At 43.8% G+C, this 15,870-nt stretch carries 14 protein-coding genes and 1 pseudogene; 8 read left to right on the forward strand and 7 right to left on the reverse strand.

Features of this window, described 5'->3' with window-relative positions; all coding sequences use genetic code 11:
- Window positions 1–621: 621 nt before the first annotated feature.
- Window positions 622–816 carry a hypothetical protein gene (locus V7K61_RS22600; RefSeq protein ID WP_094347837.1) on the forward strand — a complete coding sequence of 65 codons (195 nt, stop codon included), beginning with the start codon at window positions 622–624 and terminating at the stop codon, window positions 814–816.
- A 19-nt stretch (window positions 817–835) separates the two neighbouring features.
- Here the strand turns inward: V7K61_RS22600 and V7K61_RS22605 are convergent, their stop codons facing one another.
- From V7K61_RS22605 to V7K61_RS22615, 3 genes are all read right to left on the reverse strand, one after another.
- The gene (locus tag V7K61_RS22605; protein WP_335056688.1) at window positions 836–1,534 is read right to left on the reverse strand and encodes a LapA family protein; all 699 of its coding nucleotides are present in this window, start codon (window positions 1,532–1,534) and stop codon (window positions 836–838) included.
- Window positions 1,535–1,700: 166 nt separating this feature from the next.
- Window positions 1,701–2,321 carry a flavin prenyltransferase UbiX gene (locus V7K61_RS22610; RefSeq protein WP_334869478.1) on the reverse strand — a complete coding sequence of 207 codons (621 nt, stop codon included), beginning with the start codon at window positions 2,319–2,321 and terminating at the stop codon, window positions 1,701–1,703.
- Between the two features lie 17 nt (window positions 2,322–2,338).
- Complete coding sequence (locus V7K61_RS22615; protein WP_335056690.1) at window positions 2,339–4,693, reverse strand: ribonuclease R family protein; 2,355 nt, start codon at window positions 4,691–4,693, stop codon at window positions 2,339–2,341.
- Window positions 4,694–5,716: 1,023 nt separating this feature from the next.
- On the opposite strand from V7K61_RS22615, the gene V7K61_RS22620 reads away from it, so the two are divergent.
- Both V7K61_RS22620 and V7K61_RS22625 read left to right on the forward strand, forming a co-directional pair.
- Window positions 5,717–6,601, forward strand: coding sequence for a hypothetical protein (locus V7K61_RS22620; protein ID WP_335056692.1), 885 nt, complete (start codon window positions 5,717–5,719; stop codon window positions 6,599–6,601).
- An 83-nt stretch (window positions 6,602–6,684) separates the two neighbouring features.
- Window positions 6,685–6,878: pseudogene (locus tag V7K61_RS22625) on the forward strand (hypothetical protein); the annotation flags it as partial.
- Window positions 6,879–7,017: 139 nt separating this feature from the next.
- On the opposite strand, the gene clpP reads toward V7K61_RS22625, so the two are convergent.
- The gene (gene clpP / locus V7K61_RS22630) at window positions 7,018–7,629 is read right to left on the reverse strand and encodes an ATP-dependent Clp endopeptidase proteolytic subunit ClpP (protein ID WP_334827944.1); all 612 of its coding nucleotides are present in this window, start codon (window positions 7,627–7,629) and stop codon (window positions 7,018–7,020) included.
- Between the two features lie 477 nt (window positions 7,630–8,106).
- On the opposite strand from clpP, the gene V7K61_RS22635 reads away from it, so the two are divergent.
- Together V7K61_RS22635 and V7K61_RS22640 are read left to right on the forward strand one after the other, a co-directional pair.
- Complete coding sequence (locus tag V7K61_RS22635; protein WP_179065022.1) at window positions 8,107–8,262, forward strand: hypothetical protein; 156 nt, start codon at window positions 8,107–8,109, stop codon at window positions 8,260–8,262.
- Between the two features lie 247 nt (window positions 8,263–8,509).
- A complete protein-coding gene (locus tag V7K61_RS22640) occupies window positions 8,510–10,564 on the forward strand; it encodes a thioredoxin domain-containing protein (RefSeq protein ID WP_335056694.1) in 2,055 nt (684 codons plus the stop codon).
- Window positions 10,565–10,666: 102 nt separating this feature from the next.
- Here V7K61_RS22640 and V7K61_RS22645 read toward each other — a convergent pair whose 3' ends face one another.
- Together V7K61_RS22645 and V7K61_RS22650 are read right to left on the reverse strand one after the other, a co-directional pair.
- Window positions 10,667–11,089 carry a type II toxin-antitoxin system VapC family toxin gene (locus tag V7K61_RS22645; RefSeq protein WP_335056696.1) on the reverse strand — a complete coding sequence of 141 codons (423 nt, stop codon included), beginning with the start codon at window positions 11,087–11,089 and terminating at the stop codon, window positions 10,667–10,669.
- The gene (locus V7K61_RS22650; RefSeq protein ID WP_335056698.1) at window positions 11,086–11,310 is read right to left on the reverse strand and encodes a hypothetical protein; all 225 of its coding nucleotides are present in this window, start codon (window positions 11,308–11,310) and stop codon (window positions 11,086–11,088) included. The genes V7K61_RS22645 and V7K61_RS22650 overlap by 4 nt, the downstream gene beginning before the upstream one ends.
- A gap of 341 nt (window positions 11,311–11,651) precedes the next feature.
- Between V7K61_RS22650 and V7K61_RS22655 the strand changes: the two genes are divergently transcribed.
- The 3 genes from V7K61_RS22655 to V7K61_RS22665 all read left to right on the forward strand — a co-directional run bounded on the left by V7K61_RS22655 (window position 11,652) and on the right by V7K61_RS22665 (window position 14,175).
- On the forward strand, window positions 11,652–12,803 hold the full coding sequence (locus V7K61_RS22655) for an outer membrane protein assembly factor BamB family protein (protein ID WP_335056700.1): 1,152 nt from the start codon (window positions 11,652–11,654) through the stop codon (window positions 12,801–12,803).
- A 24-nt stretch (window positions 12,804–12,827) separates the two neighbouring features.
- Window positions 12,828–13,421, forward strand: a complete 594-nt coding sequence (locus V7K61_RS22660; protein ID WP_335056702.1) for a molybdenum cofactor guanylyltransferase — start codon at window positions 12,828–12,830, stop codon at window positions 13,419–13,421.
- Between the two features lie 127 nt (window positions 13,422–13,548).
- Entirely contained in the window at window positions 13,549–14,175 is a 627-nt protein-coding gene (locus V7K61_RS22665; RefSeq protein ID WP_335056704.1) for a chloramphenicol phosphotransferase CPT family protein, read from the forward strand.
- A 107-nt stretch (window positions 14,176–14,282) separates the two neighbouring features.
- On the opposite strand, the gene V7K61_RS22670 is transcribed toward V7K61_RS22665, so the two are convergent.
- Complete coding sequence (locus V7K61_RS22670) at window positions 14,283–15,782, reverse strand: family 10 glycosylhydrolase (protein WP_335056706.1); 1,500 nt, start codon at window positions 15,780–15,782, stop codon at window positions 14,283–14,285.
- Between the last annotated feature and the right edge of the window lie 88 nt (window positions 15,783–15,870).

Here is a 15,870-nt window from a genome sequence, read left to right on the forward strand (position 1 = left end):
ACAAAATAAACCTCCAAGAAATTTATTTTCAACAGATATCAAAATTTTTCACTTTGTGTATCTCAAATTTACTGATAACTTTTCTAACTTCCAAGTATTTTTTAAACCTTTAAATCCATCTTCTCTTTAAAAGAAATTAACTGCCATCATTACTGTTATTAATGTATTTAAAGTAACTTAGGCAATAAATTAACGATTCTTCTATGAAATTACCATCAGTAATAACCGACGAATTTCTTAGGAATGTAGTAATTTTTCTGAAGTAACTAGGTAATTGCTGCATAGCGATCGCTATGCTTAACCAAAAAATTAACATAGCTTGTTTGAAACTTTATCCAAAAATATCTGTCTATCTAAATAATCAGGGTTTTTACTCTGATGGTTAATTTTAAGTATACACAATACTGTGTTCTTAACAGCACAGGGTCGTTATTCTAAAAGTTCATTTATAACAAGACCCGCTCAATTAAATGTTTTTAATAAAGGTGTAAATAATGACTAATTTACCGCGATCGCCCAAAAAAAGCTGGCAAAGAAATTGAAGTTTCGACACAAAGACTACTGCATATTCCACCCCGATAAGCCTGAATGAATAAATATAGAATGAATGAGGTGTCAACCATGACTCGAATTCGTGACGTTGTAGAAAGAGCTTTAGCAACTGGTTATTTGACAGTTGCAGCTGAAGATCAACTACGACAACTGTTGACTACCCGATATGACTTGGAAGATTTTAATGCTTTCATGACTTTGCAGGAAGCTGCCATGACTGGTAAGGTCAAGCAGGAGTCTAGAGAGCGGTGTGGCATCAAGTAGAGATGTAGCCTGCGATATCTCACCGACGGGGGCGTTTACCATCATCTTCAAAATCATCATCATCTTCAAAAAATTCCCAATCATCATCATCCGCTTGATTGGTAGTTGGCGGTTGGTAAGGGGGGATAATTACTCGGTAATCAGCATCGTAAATTGATTCAGTTTTTCCCGCAGCCGTATTTTTTGGCTCGCGGTAGCTGTAGGAGTAAACTGAACCAGACCGAGAACTGCTTTTGGCTTCTGATTGACGTTCGTAAGTTGTTGAATCTCTAGGCTGTTGAGCTTGAGGATTAGGGGTAGGTGCTTCCTCTGAGGTTTCATCAAAGTTCCAATCATCTCCACTGCTATTTGTCTCCCAATCATCAAATACCTCACTGCTAGGCTCTTCTTTTTTACTAGCTGGTGGTGGAGGACTGGCAGGGCGAGATGTCGGTTCTTCTCTTTGGGTTGCCTTGGCACGAGTTGAAGGGGTGGTTGCTCTGTTAGGGGTTTGGCGTTGTCCTCCCGGAAAATAATTGGATAATTTAAATAAGGTAGCAATCAATATCGATGTGAAAGCACCAGTGGCAGTACTGAACAAAATCCATATCGCTAGTGGTAATGGTTGAGTTCGCACGCCCAAAAATACTAGCGATAGGGCAGGTGAGAAATTTTGGACTAACAACAGTGTTAGTCCTCCCAGTACTGCCACCAATAGAATTAAGCGAATTACAGCCATAGCAATTTTGTCAGTTGTCAGTTATCAGTGGTTAGTAGTCAGTGGTCAGTTATCAGTCTGATTATTCTTCGCTAATTACTGTTCACTGACTACTGACACTATCAGCCATCTCTATCATTACCTTTTTAGGACTATTGTGAGATTTACAATAAATCCACTGAGGGTGTTAACGACGACCTTGCCACCGCTGAATTGGGATGCAGTCAATATCTAGTTGATCTAAAGCACGGGCAACTACAAAATCAACTAAATCCTCAATGGTTTGGGGATTGTGATACCAGGCGGGAATAGCGGGGACAATCCTAACTCCAACTTCTGCTAAAGAAGTTAAGTTACGTAAGTGGATGAGACTAAAAGGGGTTTCACGCGGGACAATGACCAGCTTTCGCCCTTCTTTGAGTTGGACATCCGCTGCTCGTTCTAGTAAATCGGAACTCAAGCCAACCGCTAGCTTTGCCACTGTACTCATGCTGCATGGAATAATCATCATCCCCAGAGTGGCAAAGGAACCACTGGCAATCCCGGCTCCAACATCACTCCAAGGATGACAGCGGAGTTTCCCGGAAAGTGGAACACCAGCTTGCTCTCGCCAGAATAATTCTTGCCCGGTTGGTTCTGGTGGCATCCGAATTTCCTGTTCTGACTGCCAAACCATGTAAGTTGATTTAGAGGCAACCAATTCAATACTATACTCCGCTTCTAGCAAAAATTTGATCGCGCGAACAGCGTAAATCAGACCAGATGCGCCCGATACGCCTAAAATTAAAGGTTTAGTGTTATTTGACACGGAAGTTTTACTTAATTTTACTCATCCTCCGAGTAAGGATCTAGGTCATCAGGCTCAATGTCATTTGGTAAGTAGAGGTCTGAAAGCTCCTCCTGGGAATCATTGGCAGTTAAATTTTTGGCTACGCCATCGCTGCCAACTGTTACCAAATCAATTTGCTGACGGTAGTAATCGACACTCTTAACTTGCACGGCGACGCGATCGCCTAATCGATAAGAAGCGCGATTTTTGCGCCCAAATAGTGCTTGTTGTCTGGCGCGATATTCATACCAATCATCTTTGAGGGAACTGACGTGTACCAATCCTTCTACCCGCAAAGGCACACCAGGATTACTGCTGGATTCTACCTCGGCGGCTGGTACTTCAATTTCCACAAAGAAACCGTAGGATTGAACCCCAGTAATTACACCTTGAAATACCTGACCGATGCGTTGCTTCATCAGTTGGGCTTTTTGCAGTCCTGCTAAATCAGCTTCAGCTTCTTGGACTTCTTTTTCTCGGTCGTTAATTTGGACAATTACCCTAGTCAAATCGCTTTGCAGTTCTTGTTGCAATTCTGGGGGTAAAACGTTCCAGTTAATTTCCTCATGGCTGGAGGAGTGGCGCAGGTTAACCCGCTCTCTGACACGGGTATTGCGGCGATCGCGTCCGTTTTCGAGTAGCGTGTAATACACTCTCTGCATCAGCAAATCTGGGAAACGCCGCAAGGGAGCGCTAAAGTGGACATATTGCGGTAGTGCCAGACCAAAGTGAGATCCTTTGGTGGTACTGTATGCAGATGGCTTAAGTGTATCTTGTAATAAGTAAGTAAGAACTTGCTCAGAGGGAGATTCAGCAAAAGCTGTGGTCAAATGTTGGTAATCTAAGGGTTGGATATCGACTTCTGGATCTAATGTGAGGTCAACGCCTAAATTGACTGCCAATTTCAGCATTTCCTGGACATCTTCAACATCAGGAGTACCTTGGACTCGCCAGATAGCGGGAACACCAAGAGCATTTAAGTGAGTTGCGAACAGTTGGTTAACTAACAGTACCAACTCCGTGAGTAGCGATCGCACTGGTAAATCATTCACCACCACAGCGCCGAGAATCCCCTCATCATAATAGGCGTTTTGGCTAGGCGGCAGATTCAACTGGAGGCTACCACGAGTCAAGCGTACCTGTTTCACAGCTGTTTGCAAAGCTTGGAGGTCTTGCAGTATTTGGGAAACCTGGGGAGATTTATCTTGAGATTCACCTGTAAGAATTGCTTGAGCTTGTTCAGTACTTAGTGCAGTCTCTACATTGATGACACTGGGTTGAATTTCCCACTCCAACACTTCTCCCGATTGGGGATCAATGGTAATTAAAAAAGAGATGGTTAAGCGATCGCTCCCAGGCACTAAAGAACAGCGTTCAGCTACACCTGGGGGCAAGATTGGCAACACCAATTCTCCTAGATACACTGATTTGCCCCGTTTGAGTGCTTCTCTATCTAGGGGTTCGTCAGGTTGGACATAGTGAGAAACATCGGTGATATGAACGCCCAAAAGCCAATTTCCGGCTAAGTTTTTTTCTAAACTAAAAGCGTTTTCGATAATTTTGGTATCGCTATTTACCCCTTCAATAGTGAGAGTAAACAAATTACGCAAATCCAGCCGATTTTTCAGGTCTGCTTTCAGGAGCTTTTTGGGCAACTTGGCGGCTGCTTCAACGACATTATCTGGAAAAGTCCGGGAAAGGTCGTGTTTGCACGTAACTAAATCTATATCAGCAGCGGCTTCGGCATCACTGCCGAGGATTTGCACCACTCGACCAAGGGGAGGATATTGTGCTAATGGGTAACGCAAAACTTCCACATGAACCAGATGATCGATCGCTTCTTCTAACTTTGCCTCGTTAGGTTGAATCTTGAGTTCAAACAGCAATCGATCGTCTAAAGGCACAGCCCTAAAACCAGTTTCTACCTGCTTGATTCGTGCCAGTAAAGTGTGGTTAGAACGTTCGAGAATCAGCTTTACTTCCCCTTCTGGAGAGCGACGGCGACTGCCTTCTTTGAGAACTCTCACCAAAACGCGATCGCCATTCCAAGCGTTACTCAGATGACTTTCGCGGATGTAAATATCCTCAGCGCCTTCCACATCTTGAATAGCAAAGCAAAAGCCTTTACTAGAACAACGGAGTTTTGCCTCGATTATTCCCTCTTCTGAGACACGGCGGTACTTGCCCCGTTCCTTCACTAAAATACCGATTTTTTCAAGAACATCTAAGGCAATGTGAAGTTTTTGTAAACTTTTTTCATCTTCACAGCCAAGTTTCTTTTCTAAAACCTTCCGAGCTACCAATTTATCATCGGTGAAATTGGCAAGGAGTGTAGCGATTGAAAATTCCATGCAGTGAACCGACCTTTGGTCAAAACATCATTTGTTGTTTAATCTGGTTCTTTTCTGTATACCCTCACGGCTTACAGAAACAAGCTGGAAACTAATTGCTCTGAAGCAAGCTTCCTCAGTTCTAAGGAAAGGAAGCCCGACCCAGTAAGAGTGGGAAACTACTCCCGCAGTTCCTTGGCAAAGAAGCCGACCCACGGACAACTCTGGGTGTTTACGAACTTCTAACTGCACGATGCTCTCAGAATTCGCCTGCGTTCAACTTCCTTCACCTAACCAAACTTAAGATTGCACGCCTGATTAAAATCTAGCCCCGCTAGTTAATTACGCGACGGGTTTTTGAGAAGCTGGGTTTAGAGAATCCATACTGCCCAAAAGCGTTATGCAGGGGAACCACTGCGGTCTTCTCCAAGGGGAGACACTAAAAGCGATAGCGCAGCGTTAGCGAGTCTGCGAGCGTCTGGGGTCTCCCCCTCCGGGTTCGGTAGTCCCTCTTTGTTGGGACAACAAGACCGGGCTACCTCACCAAGTAGAGCAAGTGGCGTGGAAACTACAGGTGTTTGATTGTCTAGAGAGAAGGTAATTTTACGCCATTAGACTCTGATTTTTAACTAGGAGGAACTGCCGGTGAACCCAATTTTCCCACATGTAGAATCGGTAACAATTAGGTAAGCAGCTTAATAAGCAGCGAGGGCGAACCTTATCTCCATTATTGTAGATTTAGAGCGCACTTCCAGAAAATAGTTCTAGATATCGAGTTGGGTAATCAGTATAGCATTGCAAGCAAGACTACCCAGACAAGTTAGCACTAGCCAAAAGTTTCGTCAAAAAACACCTACTGCTACAATTAGGACATAAATAAGGCAAAGCAAGAATATTACTTTAAAAGGGACTGGGGATTGGGTATTAGGGATTGGATCTTAGGGATTAGGATTAAAGTAATTCTTTCCCAGTCCCCAGTCCCCAGTCCCTAGTCCCCAGTCCCCAGTCCCCAGTCCCCAAAAGATTTAGATTGGTAGCAGTATTATGTTGGCTCAATTCCAGAGCTTGTATCCCAAAGGCAGTTTGATTTCCGAATTAGTGCAAATTTTTCAAGGAAAATATATTGTTCGGGCAAGCGTGCAAATTGAAGGCGTAACCCGTGCTACGGGTATGGCAGCAGCAGAAACAGTAGAAGCCGCAGAAGACCAAGCCAGAACTAGGGCACTGATAGTTTTGGGTATTACAAACGCGCCACCAGAATCAGTGGTGTTGACCTCAAATCCAGTTTCCCCGGCACAGCTAAATCCTTCCTTGAATACTAAAGCTGGATTTAGTGAGCCTGCTGCTTATTCCTCTATAAAAGCTGAGGATTTTGTTAGTAGTCAGTGGCCAGCAGTCAGCGACAAAGAAATATCTATACCGCCTTCCAAAGAACGGAATATCAAACCAGAAGTAGTAACAAGCAGTAACGAACAGTACGGGTACAGTAATGCTGCGCCTCTAAACGATACCTATAGCCAGGATTTAGGTCAAAACTTTCCGATGACTGCCAAGCAGGAGCTAGAATTCGATCCTCCAGTTGAGAACTTGGAAATAAACTTTGATAACCAGCCAGAAAATCAAACTTTTCCGGCGATTTCTGCTAATAACGTCACGCCATTTACACCCCGGAGTTATAGCCCTCAAGAAAATGCCACTACCCCGTCATTGACAGGAAAGAGAAAGAAAAAAGCTGAACCCGTGGATTTATCGGATGTAATTGCAAAAACAGATGTCGAACTTCAGCGTTTAGGCTGGACACCAGAACAGGGACGGGAGCATCTGATTGAAACCTACGGTAAGCGCGGGCGGACTTTGCTGACTGAAGAAGAATTACACGGATTCCTCAAATACTTACAATCTCAGCCAGATCCAATAGCGGGATTTTGATTTGTCATTGGTCATTAGTCATTAGTCATTAGTAAGAACTAATGACTAATAACGTAGGCTCTTGAAACAGTAACGAAGCTATGGAACCTGTGAATTTTTCTGAGGTAATTGCTCAAACAGACGTTGAAATGCAGCGACTAGGGTGGACAATAGACCAAGGACAGGAACATCTCATAAAAAATTATGGGAAGCGATCGCGTTTTTCCTAACCGATGAGGAATTGCATGAATTCCTCCAATATCTCCAATCTCAGCCAGATCCAATAGCAGGATTTTGATTTCCAACTTCTAAATCAAGTTTTGAACTTCTAAATCGAGTTTTGAAGTCAAATAACCCCTCTTCAGTTATGAAGAGGGGTTATTTTTGGGGTTTAAGGGAATTAAAAGTGGTAAATCACCATTTACCAATCGTGAGTATTAATTAACAGCAGCAACTGCTGGACGGCTACCAGCGGCGTGACGGTCAATCACTTGGTCAATCAAACCGTAGTCCCTGGCTTCCTCTGGTGACATGAAAAAGTCACGTTCAGTATCTTCAGCAATGCGCTCAATTGGTTGACCTGTATGGTCGGCTAAATAGTCATTTAGCCGTTTCTTATGGTACAAAATTTCCCGCGCCTGAATTTCAATATCAGTCGCCTGTCCTTGAGCGCCGCCTAGAGGTTGATGAATCATAATCCGAGAATGGGGTAGACTCATCCGCTTACCCTTAGCACCCGCGCTGAGGAGAAAAGCACCCATACTCGCTGCCAATCCGGTACAAATTGTACAGACATCAGGGCGAATATGCTTCATAGTGTCAAAAATGCCCATACCAGCCGTCACCGAACCACCGGGAGAATTGATGTACATATAAATGTCTTTCTCCGGGTCTTCAGCATCCAAATACAGCAGTTGGGCAACAATCAAGTTGGCAATATTGTTATCAACTTGTTGTCCCAAAAAGATGATGCGCTCACGTAACAGCCGTGAGTAGATGTCAAAGGCGCGTTCACCTCGACCCGATTGTTCAATAACGATAGGAATCATGGAAGCGTGTTTGTGGCTACTTTAAATACATTTTATCGGTGACAGCACGAAACTGGGGCTGATCTCTACTATTCCCAAGTAGATATAAGTAAATCTTGGCTATTCTGTCTTTTTCAACCAAGGAGCAAAATGTGATTTTGCAATAGATTCAACCTCCAAGGGCACTTTTTAGCAACAAAAGCTGTCTAAGAAAATATCCCGGTTTAAGGAAGAATAAATCAAAAAACTTCAATTGTCGCCAATCTTATATCTCGGACTTTGCTGTACAACCTTGGCGATGTATTGATTATACCGATAACCGAAATCCGACTTGCTTAGGGAATTATGTTAACTATCAGTAACATTTTAAACATTTTTTTAGGATTTCCTTGGGCATTTATCAAGTTATGTTTGTTAGATTCGGTAAATCGGAAGTACGAGGTGTATTTAGAATAACCAGTCGTAGTTGAAATGCTATCCATTCACAAGAGACGTGCCATGCTGGAAAAACTTATACAAGCCGCCATCATCACCTTCTTGCTCCATCTGATAGCAGGACTTAGCCCAAACACTTTAATTCAAACAAAGACAGCATCACCTATGCAAGAAACGCCACCAAATATTGTTAGCTTGCTATTGCGATCTTTTCAATAAGAATGTTTCAGAAGTTGCACAGGTATAAGTAAGTTACCGTAAATAAACCCAATTATATAGATGCTTCCCTTGTAGTTAGCGCTAACTACAAAACTGCATTTTTTTTACAGCAACTTACTAGGCGATATTAAAAACAAAGGGATAATTCGCTCGTTGAGTTTCTTACTTAATGTACATAGTTGTCTAAACTAACAAGCCTGAGAACAGGCTAGACTGAGCAAAGAAGGCAACTAACTTGCGTTTGATTATGACTAATCGCCTTGCTGAAGCTAAGAGCCTCTATCTCCGCAAACACGCCGAAAACCCGATTGATTGGTGGCCTTGGTGTGACGAAGCACTTGCAACTGCAAGGGCGCAAAATAAACCGATTTTTCTTTCCATTGGCTATTCTAGTTGCCACTGGTGTACTGTCATGGAAGGCGAGGCTTTTTCTGATATTGCGATCGCTGACTACATGAATACCAATTATCTTCCTATCAAAGTAGACAGGGAAGAAAGACCAGACCTCGATAGCATCTATATGCAAGCTTTGCAGATGATGAGCGGTCAAGGGGGTTGGCCTTTAAATATTTTTCTTTCCCCAGAAGATTTAGTGCCGTTTTACGCTGGTACTTATTTTCCTGTAGACCCGCGCTATGGTCGTCCGGGATTTTTGCAGGTGTTGCAAGCGCTTCGCCGTTATTACGATACAGAAAAACAAGAATTACAACAACGCAAAGCCTTAATTATTGAGTCTCTGCTCACGTCTGCGGTGTTGCAAGACGGTACAACAACTGAGCTTGAAGACCATGAATTACTCCGCCAAGGTTGGGAAACTAGTACAGGTGTAATTACTCCTAATCAATCTGGTAACAGTTTTCCGATGATTCCCTACACAGAATTAGCACTGCGGGGAACTCGATTTAATTTTGAATCTCGCTATGATGGCAAGCAAGTTTGTACCCAACGGGGACTAGACTTAGCGCTGGGCGGCATTTATGACCATGTAGGCGGTGGTTTTCATCGCTATACTGTTGACCCGACTTGGACAGTACCCCACTTTGAAAAGATGCTCTACGACAATGGACAGATTGTCGAGTATCTGGCTTCTTTATGGAGTGCAGGAGTACAAGAGCCAGCCTTTGAAAGGGCGATCGCTGGTACTGTACAATGGCTAAAGCGGGAAATGACTGCGCCTGAAGGTTACTTCTATGCTTCTCAAGATGCCGACAGCTTCACAGAATCCACGGCAGTAGAACCAGAAGAAGGAGCCTTTTACGTCTGGAGTTACAGCGAATTACAACAACTGTTAACGCCTGAAGAATTAACGGAATTACAACAACAGTTTACTGTTACCCCTAACGGCAACTTTGAAGGACGTAATGTTTTACAAAGAAAGAATTCAGGTCAACTGAGTTCAACGCTGGAAACGGCACTGAGCAAGCTGTTTACAGTTCGTTACGGCGTTAGTTCTGAGTCGCTAGAAACTTTTCCTGCTGCTTGTAACAACCAGGAAGCAAAAACTACTAACTGGCCAGGTCGCATTCCCTCGGTGACAGATACGAAAATGATTGTCGCCTGGAATAGCTTGATGATTTCCGGGCTGGCTAAGGCTGCTGGGGTTTTCCAACAACCTTTGTATCTGGAATTAGCAGCACGAGCGGCGAATTTTATTTTGGAAAATCAGTTTGTCGATGGGCGTTTCCAGAGACTCAACTATCAAGGAGAACCAACTGTTTTAGCGCAGTCTGAAGATTATGCTTTGTTTGTTAAAGCTCTACTAGATTTACAAGCTTCCAACCCTGAGCATAAGCAATGGTTAGAAAATGCGATCGCTATCCAAGATGAATTTAACGAATTTCTTTGGAGTGTAGAAGGTGGTTATTATAACACGTCAAGCGATTCCAGTCAAGATTTAATTGTTAGAGAGCGTAGTTACGCAGATAATGCGACACCATCAGCCAATGGAATTGCGATCGCTAACCTTGTCCGTCTCACCTTACTCACTGATAATCTAGATTATTTAGATTTAGCGGAACTTGGTTTGAAAGCTTTTAGGAGTGTAATGCATCGCGCTCCCCAAGCTTGTCCTAGTTTATTTACAGCTTTGGATTGGTATCGTAATTCTACCTTGATTCGCAGCACCACTGAGCAAATAAACTCTCTGATCCCCAGATTTCTACCAACGGCTGCATTTGCCATCACATCTGATTTACCAGAGGGAAGCGTTGGGTTAGTTTGCCAAGGTTTGAAGTGTCTTGCACCAGCAGAAAGTGTAGAGCATTTATTGCAGCAAGTCCAGAAAAGTCAGGTGAGGGCGTGAAATAGTTTTATTTCTCCCAACTAGAATGTTGCCAGCAGGTCATCCAGTCCCGATCGTAACTTTCTGCGCGGTTGCTCATTTGGCCCCGTATAGTGATGATCCCTAAACAGACCAAGGATTAAGCATTACAAGCCCTATCCCAGCAAAATCTTTTTCGTTACGGGTGACAAGTGATAAAGAGTTATGAATTGCGATTGCTGCAATAAGAGAATCCATGAGAGGTAGAGGTCGCCCATTCTGTTCTAGCTGCCCAACTAAATTTCCCCACAACACCATTGTTGAAACATCTATACTTAAGATTCTTTGTTGAAAGCGATTGGGTAGGGTTTCATTCAGCCAAGTTGTTAGAGATTCTTTGCGCTTAGATGCAGTAATTTTGCTGATGCCTTTAGCGATTTCGCCAATTGTAATGACGCTGAGGTAAAGTGTTTCTGGCATTTGGGCATCTAGCCAATCTAAAACTTGTTGATGTGGTTGTTTGGCAACAAGTTCGGAAATCACGCAGGTATCAAGGAGGTAGTTCATGGGGTGAAGGCATCGCGGGGAAGGGTGCGATCTCGACTCAGATCAAGTTCTTCGGTGAGTTCAGCCAAGGGGGATTGACGGAAAAACTCTGAGAGTTTGCTTGGTTGATCTGGGTGGATGTTGTTGTGTGTGGTTAGGCTTTGGGCAAGGAGTTGGATGATGTACAGTTTATCGTTGGGGGAAAGCTGAAGGAGTTGTTGTTCGAGTTCTTGGATAGCCATGATGGGGTTTAAGTAGAAGATAAATTTATTCTACTTTCAGCGTCAGGGGTTAATTTAGTTTGACTCGTTTTTTACCCTCTTTTTTTTGACAATGACTATTAACTCATGTAGCAAATTAACAGCGATTGTGTTAGCTGGCGGTAAAAGTTACTCGCTGAGTTGAGAAAAGTCAGAATAGAGGATAATTTTGGCAACATCGGACGCATAGCAATGAATAAACCGCCTGTACTTGGAAACATCAGCCCGATTTATTCCTCTTGGTGGCGATATCGAAAAAGCGATCGCTTTTTATAAACCCAACATTACGCACCAAGAAATGTCACAATAATTTATTAAAGGTAATGTTCCGAGCAAACCCTCAACGTACTGGTGTATACAACACAACGGGTATCCGTCATTTCAAAGAGGTAAAGTGGAAGCTTCAACTTACAAGCTTTGATGTTCATTTTTCTGCCTGTCCAACAGTTGCCGACGGAGTGATTTGCATTGGGGACGGTAAAAGAAATTTCTATGTGATAGATACACAGACGGGGCAGCAGAGGTGGACTTTCAACCCTGGAAGTAGGTACATTGCTTCTCCAACAGTTGCTAATGGAATAGTTTACATCTGTAGTTCAGATGGCATCATCTACGCTATTGAACTACAAACAAGGCAGCAGAAGTGGCAATTCAAAATAACTGAAAGGATTGGGCTTGGAGAGTATTACTCTCCCGTAGTTGTTAATGGAATTGTATATATCGGTAGTCCCGAAGGTTATCTTTATGTCTTAGACGCTTCCACAGGGAAGCAAATCTGGATCTTACAAACTACAGGCAATCAGCGAACTTCTGCACCATCAATTGCCGATGGAATACTCTACCTTGGCAGCAGTGATGGATATGTCACAAGTGTAGATATGGAAACAAAACAGCGAAAGTGGGTATTTCAACCTTCTTATCCCTTAATCCTAGATAGTCCTTTTTTGCCTGTAATTACTGAGAAAATTGTTTACTGCGGTAGCAAAGGACAAGCTCTCGTAGCATTAGACATTAAAACAGGGGAGCAAAAATGGACATTTGAGCTAGAAAATGCAACGCTACTTTATCCACATCTAAGTTATCCATCTGTTGCTAATGGAATCGTTTGTGTTGGTAGCAGCAATACTATTTACGGATTAGATGAAGCCACTGGACAAATACTCTGGAGGTTTGCAACAGAAACTTCGGCTTCGTACCCAGTTATTGCTAATGAGGTAGTCTACGTTGGAATTAACGGAGTACTGTGGGCTTTGAAGCTCGCCACTGGACAAGCATTATGGCAGTTTAAACCGCCAGAGCCAGAACTACCATTGACAGATCCAAGGAGATGGTTACATACAGTTGGCAAGTGGGCAGTAGAAAAAGGCTGGGTTGCTTATGCTCCAACGGTTCTTTCACCTGCGATCGCTGACGAAGTAGTTTACGTTTTAGTGTATTACAGTTTAGGTTGCACAGTTCTCTATGCATTAAATTGACATTTGGAATTAGGTGTGAGAATTATGACCTGCTGTACATTAACAGCGATTGTGTTAGCTGGCGGTAAAAGTTCTCGGATGGGTCAAGATAAAGCGTTGATTCCCATTCAAGGAGTGTCGTTGTTACAGCGAGTTTGTGGGATTGCTCAAAGCTGTGCTGATGTTATTTATGTAGTAACTCCCTGGCCAGAACGCTATCAAGACTTGCTTTTACCTGGTTGCCAGTTTATTCGGGAAGTACCTTTGTCTGGAGAATCCCTAGCCCACGGGCCTCTAGTTGGATTTGCCCAAGGGCTAGCCGAAGTCAAAACAGAATGGGTGCTGTTGCTAGCTTGCGATTTGCCAAAGTTGCGGGTTGAAGTGTTGCAAGATTGGGCAAGTAGACTTGATAGTGTAGGGGATAATGCGATCGCAGCTTTAGCTTCTCATCCCAAAGGCTGGGAACCCCTGTGTGGTTTCTATCGCCGTCGCTGTTTGCCACAACTCCTAGAGTTTATCAACCAAGGGGAGCGATCGTTTCAGCAGTGGCTTCGGCAATATCCGGTAGAAGTTTTGCCCTTAGCAGAACCCGCAATGCTATTTAACTGTAATACACCAGAGGACTTGGCTTTAAATTGAGTTGGAGAGTACCGCGTCTTGATTCTGAATTCTGAATTCTGACTCCTGAATTCTTGCCTATTCAAGATTTTAGCCCTAACGTGGAACTGCTAACTATATATATCAAGCAAGGATGCGAGGAGGAATCATGGGGCAGACACAGGATCTTGGACAGATTATCATCCTGAATGGTGTCCCGCGATCGGGGAAGTCGAGCATTGTCGCAGTGATTCAGGAGACATTTGATGGTCTGTGGATGAATTTGGGTGTTGATAGATTTATGCAAATGACTCCCGCACGATACCTGCCTGGGATCGGTTTGCGGCCAGGGGGAGAACGCCAGGACATCGAACCCCTTGTTCCCATTCTGTACAGCGCTATGTATGAGTCTATCGCTGCCCACAGCCGTTTGGGTCTGAATGTCGTGGTTGATGTCGGACACCATGACGCCTACGCAATAGAACGGGCCATTCTGGCTGATAGTGCCCGACGTTTGAAAGGATTGCCGGTTTTGTTCGTAGGTGTTTACTGCCCCATCGAGATCGTTATGGAACGACGACAAAACACAGGGTGGAACGTGGGAAGTACATCTGACTCCCCGATACCACATCCGGTTCAGTTATGGCAACGTGAAGTCCACATCCCTGGCATCTATGACCTTGAAGTGGATACCTCTTTGTTAAGTCCAGGTGCGTGTGCCGAGATGATACGCCAGCACCTCGCAGATAGTCCAGCACCGACGGCATTCCAACGACTCGCTGCACAATATACTTAAGCTGTATTTATGACTGCGATCGCTATATTTGGTATGAATTTGTAAAGTGTGTGATTCTATAAGTTGAAAGGGAAATTCAATCCCTTTCCACTAATTCTGTAGGCAGTCTACTTAACTCGACAGAATTTGCGATCGCTATCATCCTGAGGATATTGCCAAGAATAGGCAAAGTGGCTAACTCCCTTCAGTTGGGGGGCAAATTGGCGGAGTGCTTGCATTTGCACTTCTAGGGATGGACGATTACTAACTGATTTTCCCCACTGACCGGCTAAAGCTGGGATTATCTGCGTACCCGGTTTTGCCATACTCAAAACCCGTTGCACTTGCGACACGATACAACTAACATTACCGCAATTCCCATAAGCCATAGGATGCCACTCTAATGTATTGGGGAACCGATCCCAAGGTTGCAAACGAGAATCATACCCTTGTCCTACAGTTTGGTTGCCATCAGGAAAAAACACCACTCCTGTAGAAACACCTTGCTGTTTTGCTGGGTAACTAGCGATGGTGACAAAATCTATAATTCCTTGCATAGCGTGGGCAACGGCAAGCTGCCACAACTCCCATTGTAAAACTGGTTGTCTATCGGTTGCAGGTAGGATTGACTTTTGCGCTAGTGGGAGAGTACGTCCTTGCCAAAGCGGTTCTCCTTCTTGGGGATAAAGTTTATCAACTTCCGCTACATCTCCCCCAGTGACGAATCCCTTACTCAAAAAGCGACGAATTAAGTCCAGCGCTTTGTAATTCTGTGCCCGTTTAAATAAAGCTTCTTGGGTTGCGGGACTAAATAGCCATAAATCTGAAACTTTAGTGGCGATGGAATCACTTCCAGCTTGGCGGGGATAACGCACGTAATCCAATAGCAAACCATCTGGACGACGGCGCAAAACTTCTTGTACTAATTGGTAGTAATCGCGTTTTGCTTGCAGGTTGTAGGGGTCGATAAATACTTGAGAGCCATTATCTACCACATATAAACTCGTTTGACCTTTGCCATTACGAGCGATCGCACCTTCTCTATCTGGGCGCTGGGCGTAAGTATAGCCGAAATTTGTGGTAAACATCCAAGCATAGACCTTCAAACCACGTTGCCGACCTTTTTTAATTGCCGTGGCGAGTATATCAATGTTTTCTGCCCCTGGAGTGCGAATCACAGCAGGCCAAACCGTCGGGTTAGCTCTTGCTGGTAATAGTACCTGCCCATCGTAAAATACTTCTAAATAAACTTGGTTATAGCCACCATTAACAATCCGATCCATAACCCGATCGATTATTCCTGGCTGAATGTCACAGGGATACAAGCGTAACCAAAGGGCTTGGGTTTGCGGCCAAGTTCGAGAGCGACATTCCTTTAATTTCTGCGCCTGTTCTTGTATTATGCTTTGGTAGCGCGTTTGAGCATCTTGTTTACCTTTGAGTGCTGACAGACGTAAGCTTTCTTTTTGTTGCGCCGCCGCTGATGATAACTGACAATACTCAGTTACTTGCGCCCTTGCTGGTTCGCTTCCCAAGTTGGGGAGCAAAAAACTACTAGTAAAAATAACAGCGAATAAGCGTCGCCAAAATAATATCGATGTTGCAACCTTCAAGGAACAGTTAGACATACCTACCAGTAGATGAACAAATTCAAAAGAGTTTCAGACAGGGATTTAAATTCCGACTGTAACTTGTTTACCACAGGGTAACTGAGCA

Origin of the sequence: Nostoc sp. (assembly GCF_036918015.1) — a bacterium.
Taxonomy (GTDB): domain Bacteria; phylum Cyanobacteriota; class Cyanobacteriia; order Cyanobacteriales; family Nostocaceae; genus Nostoc.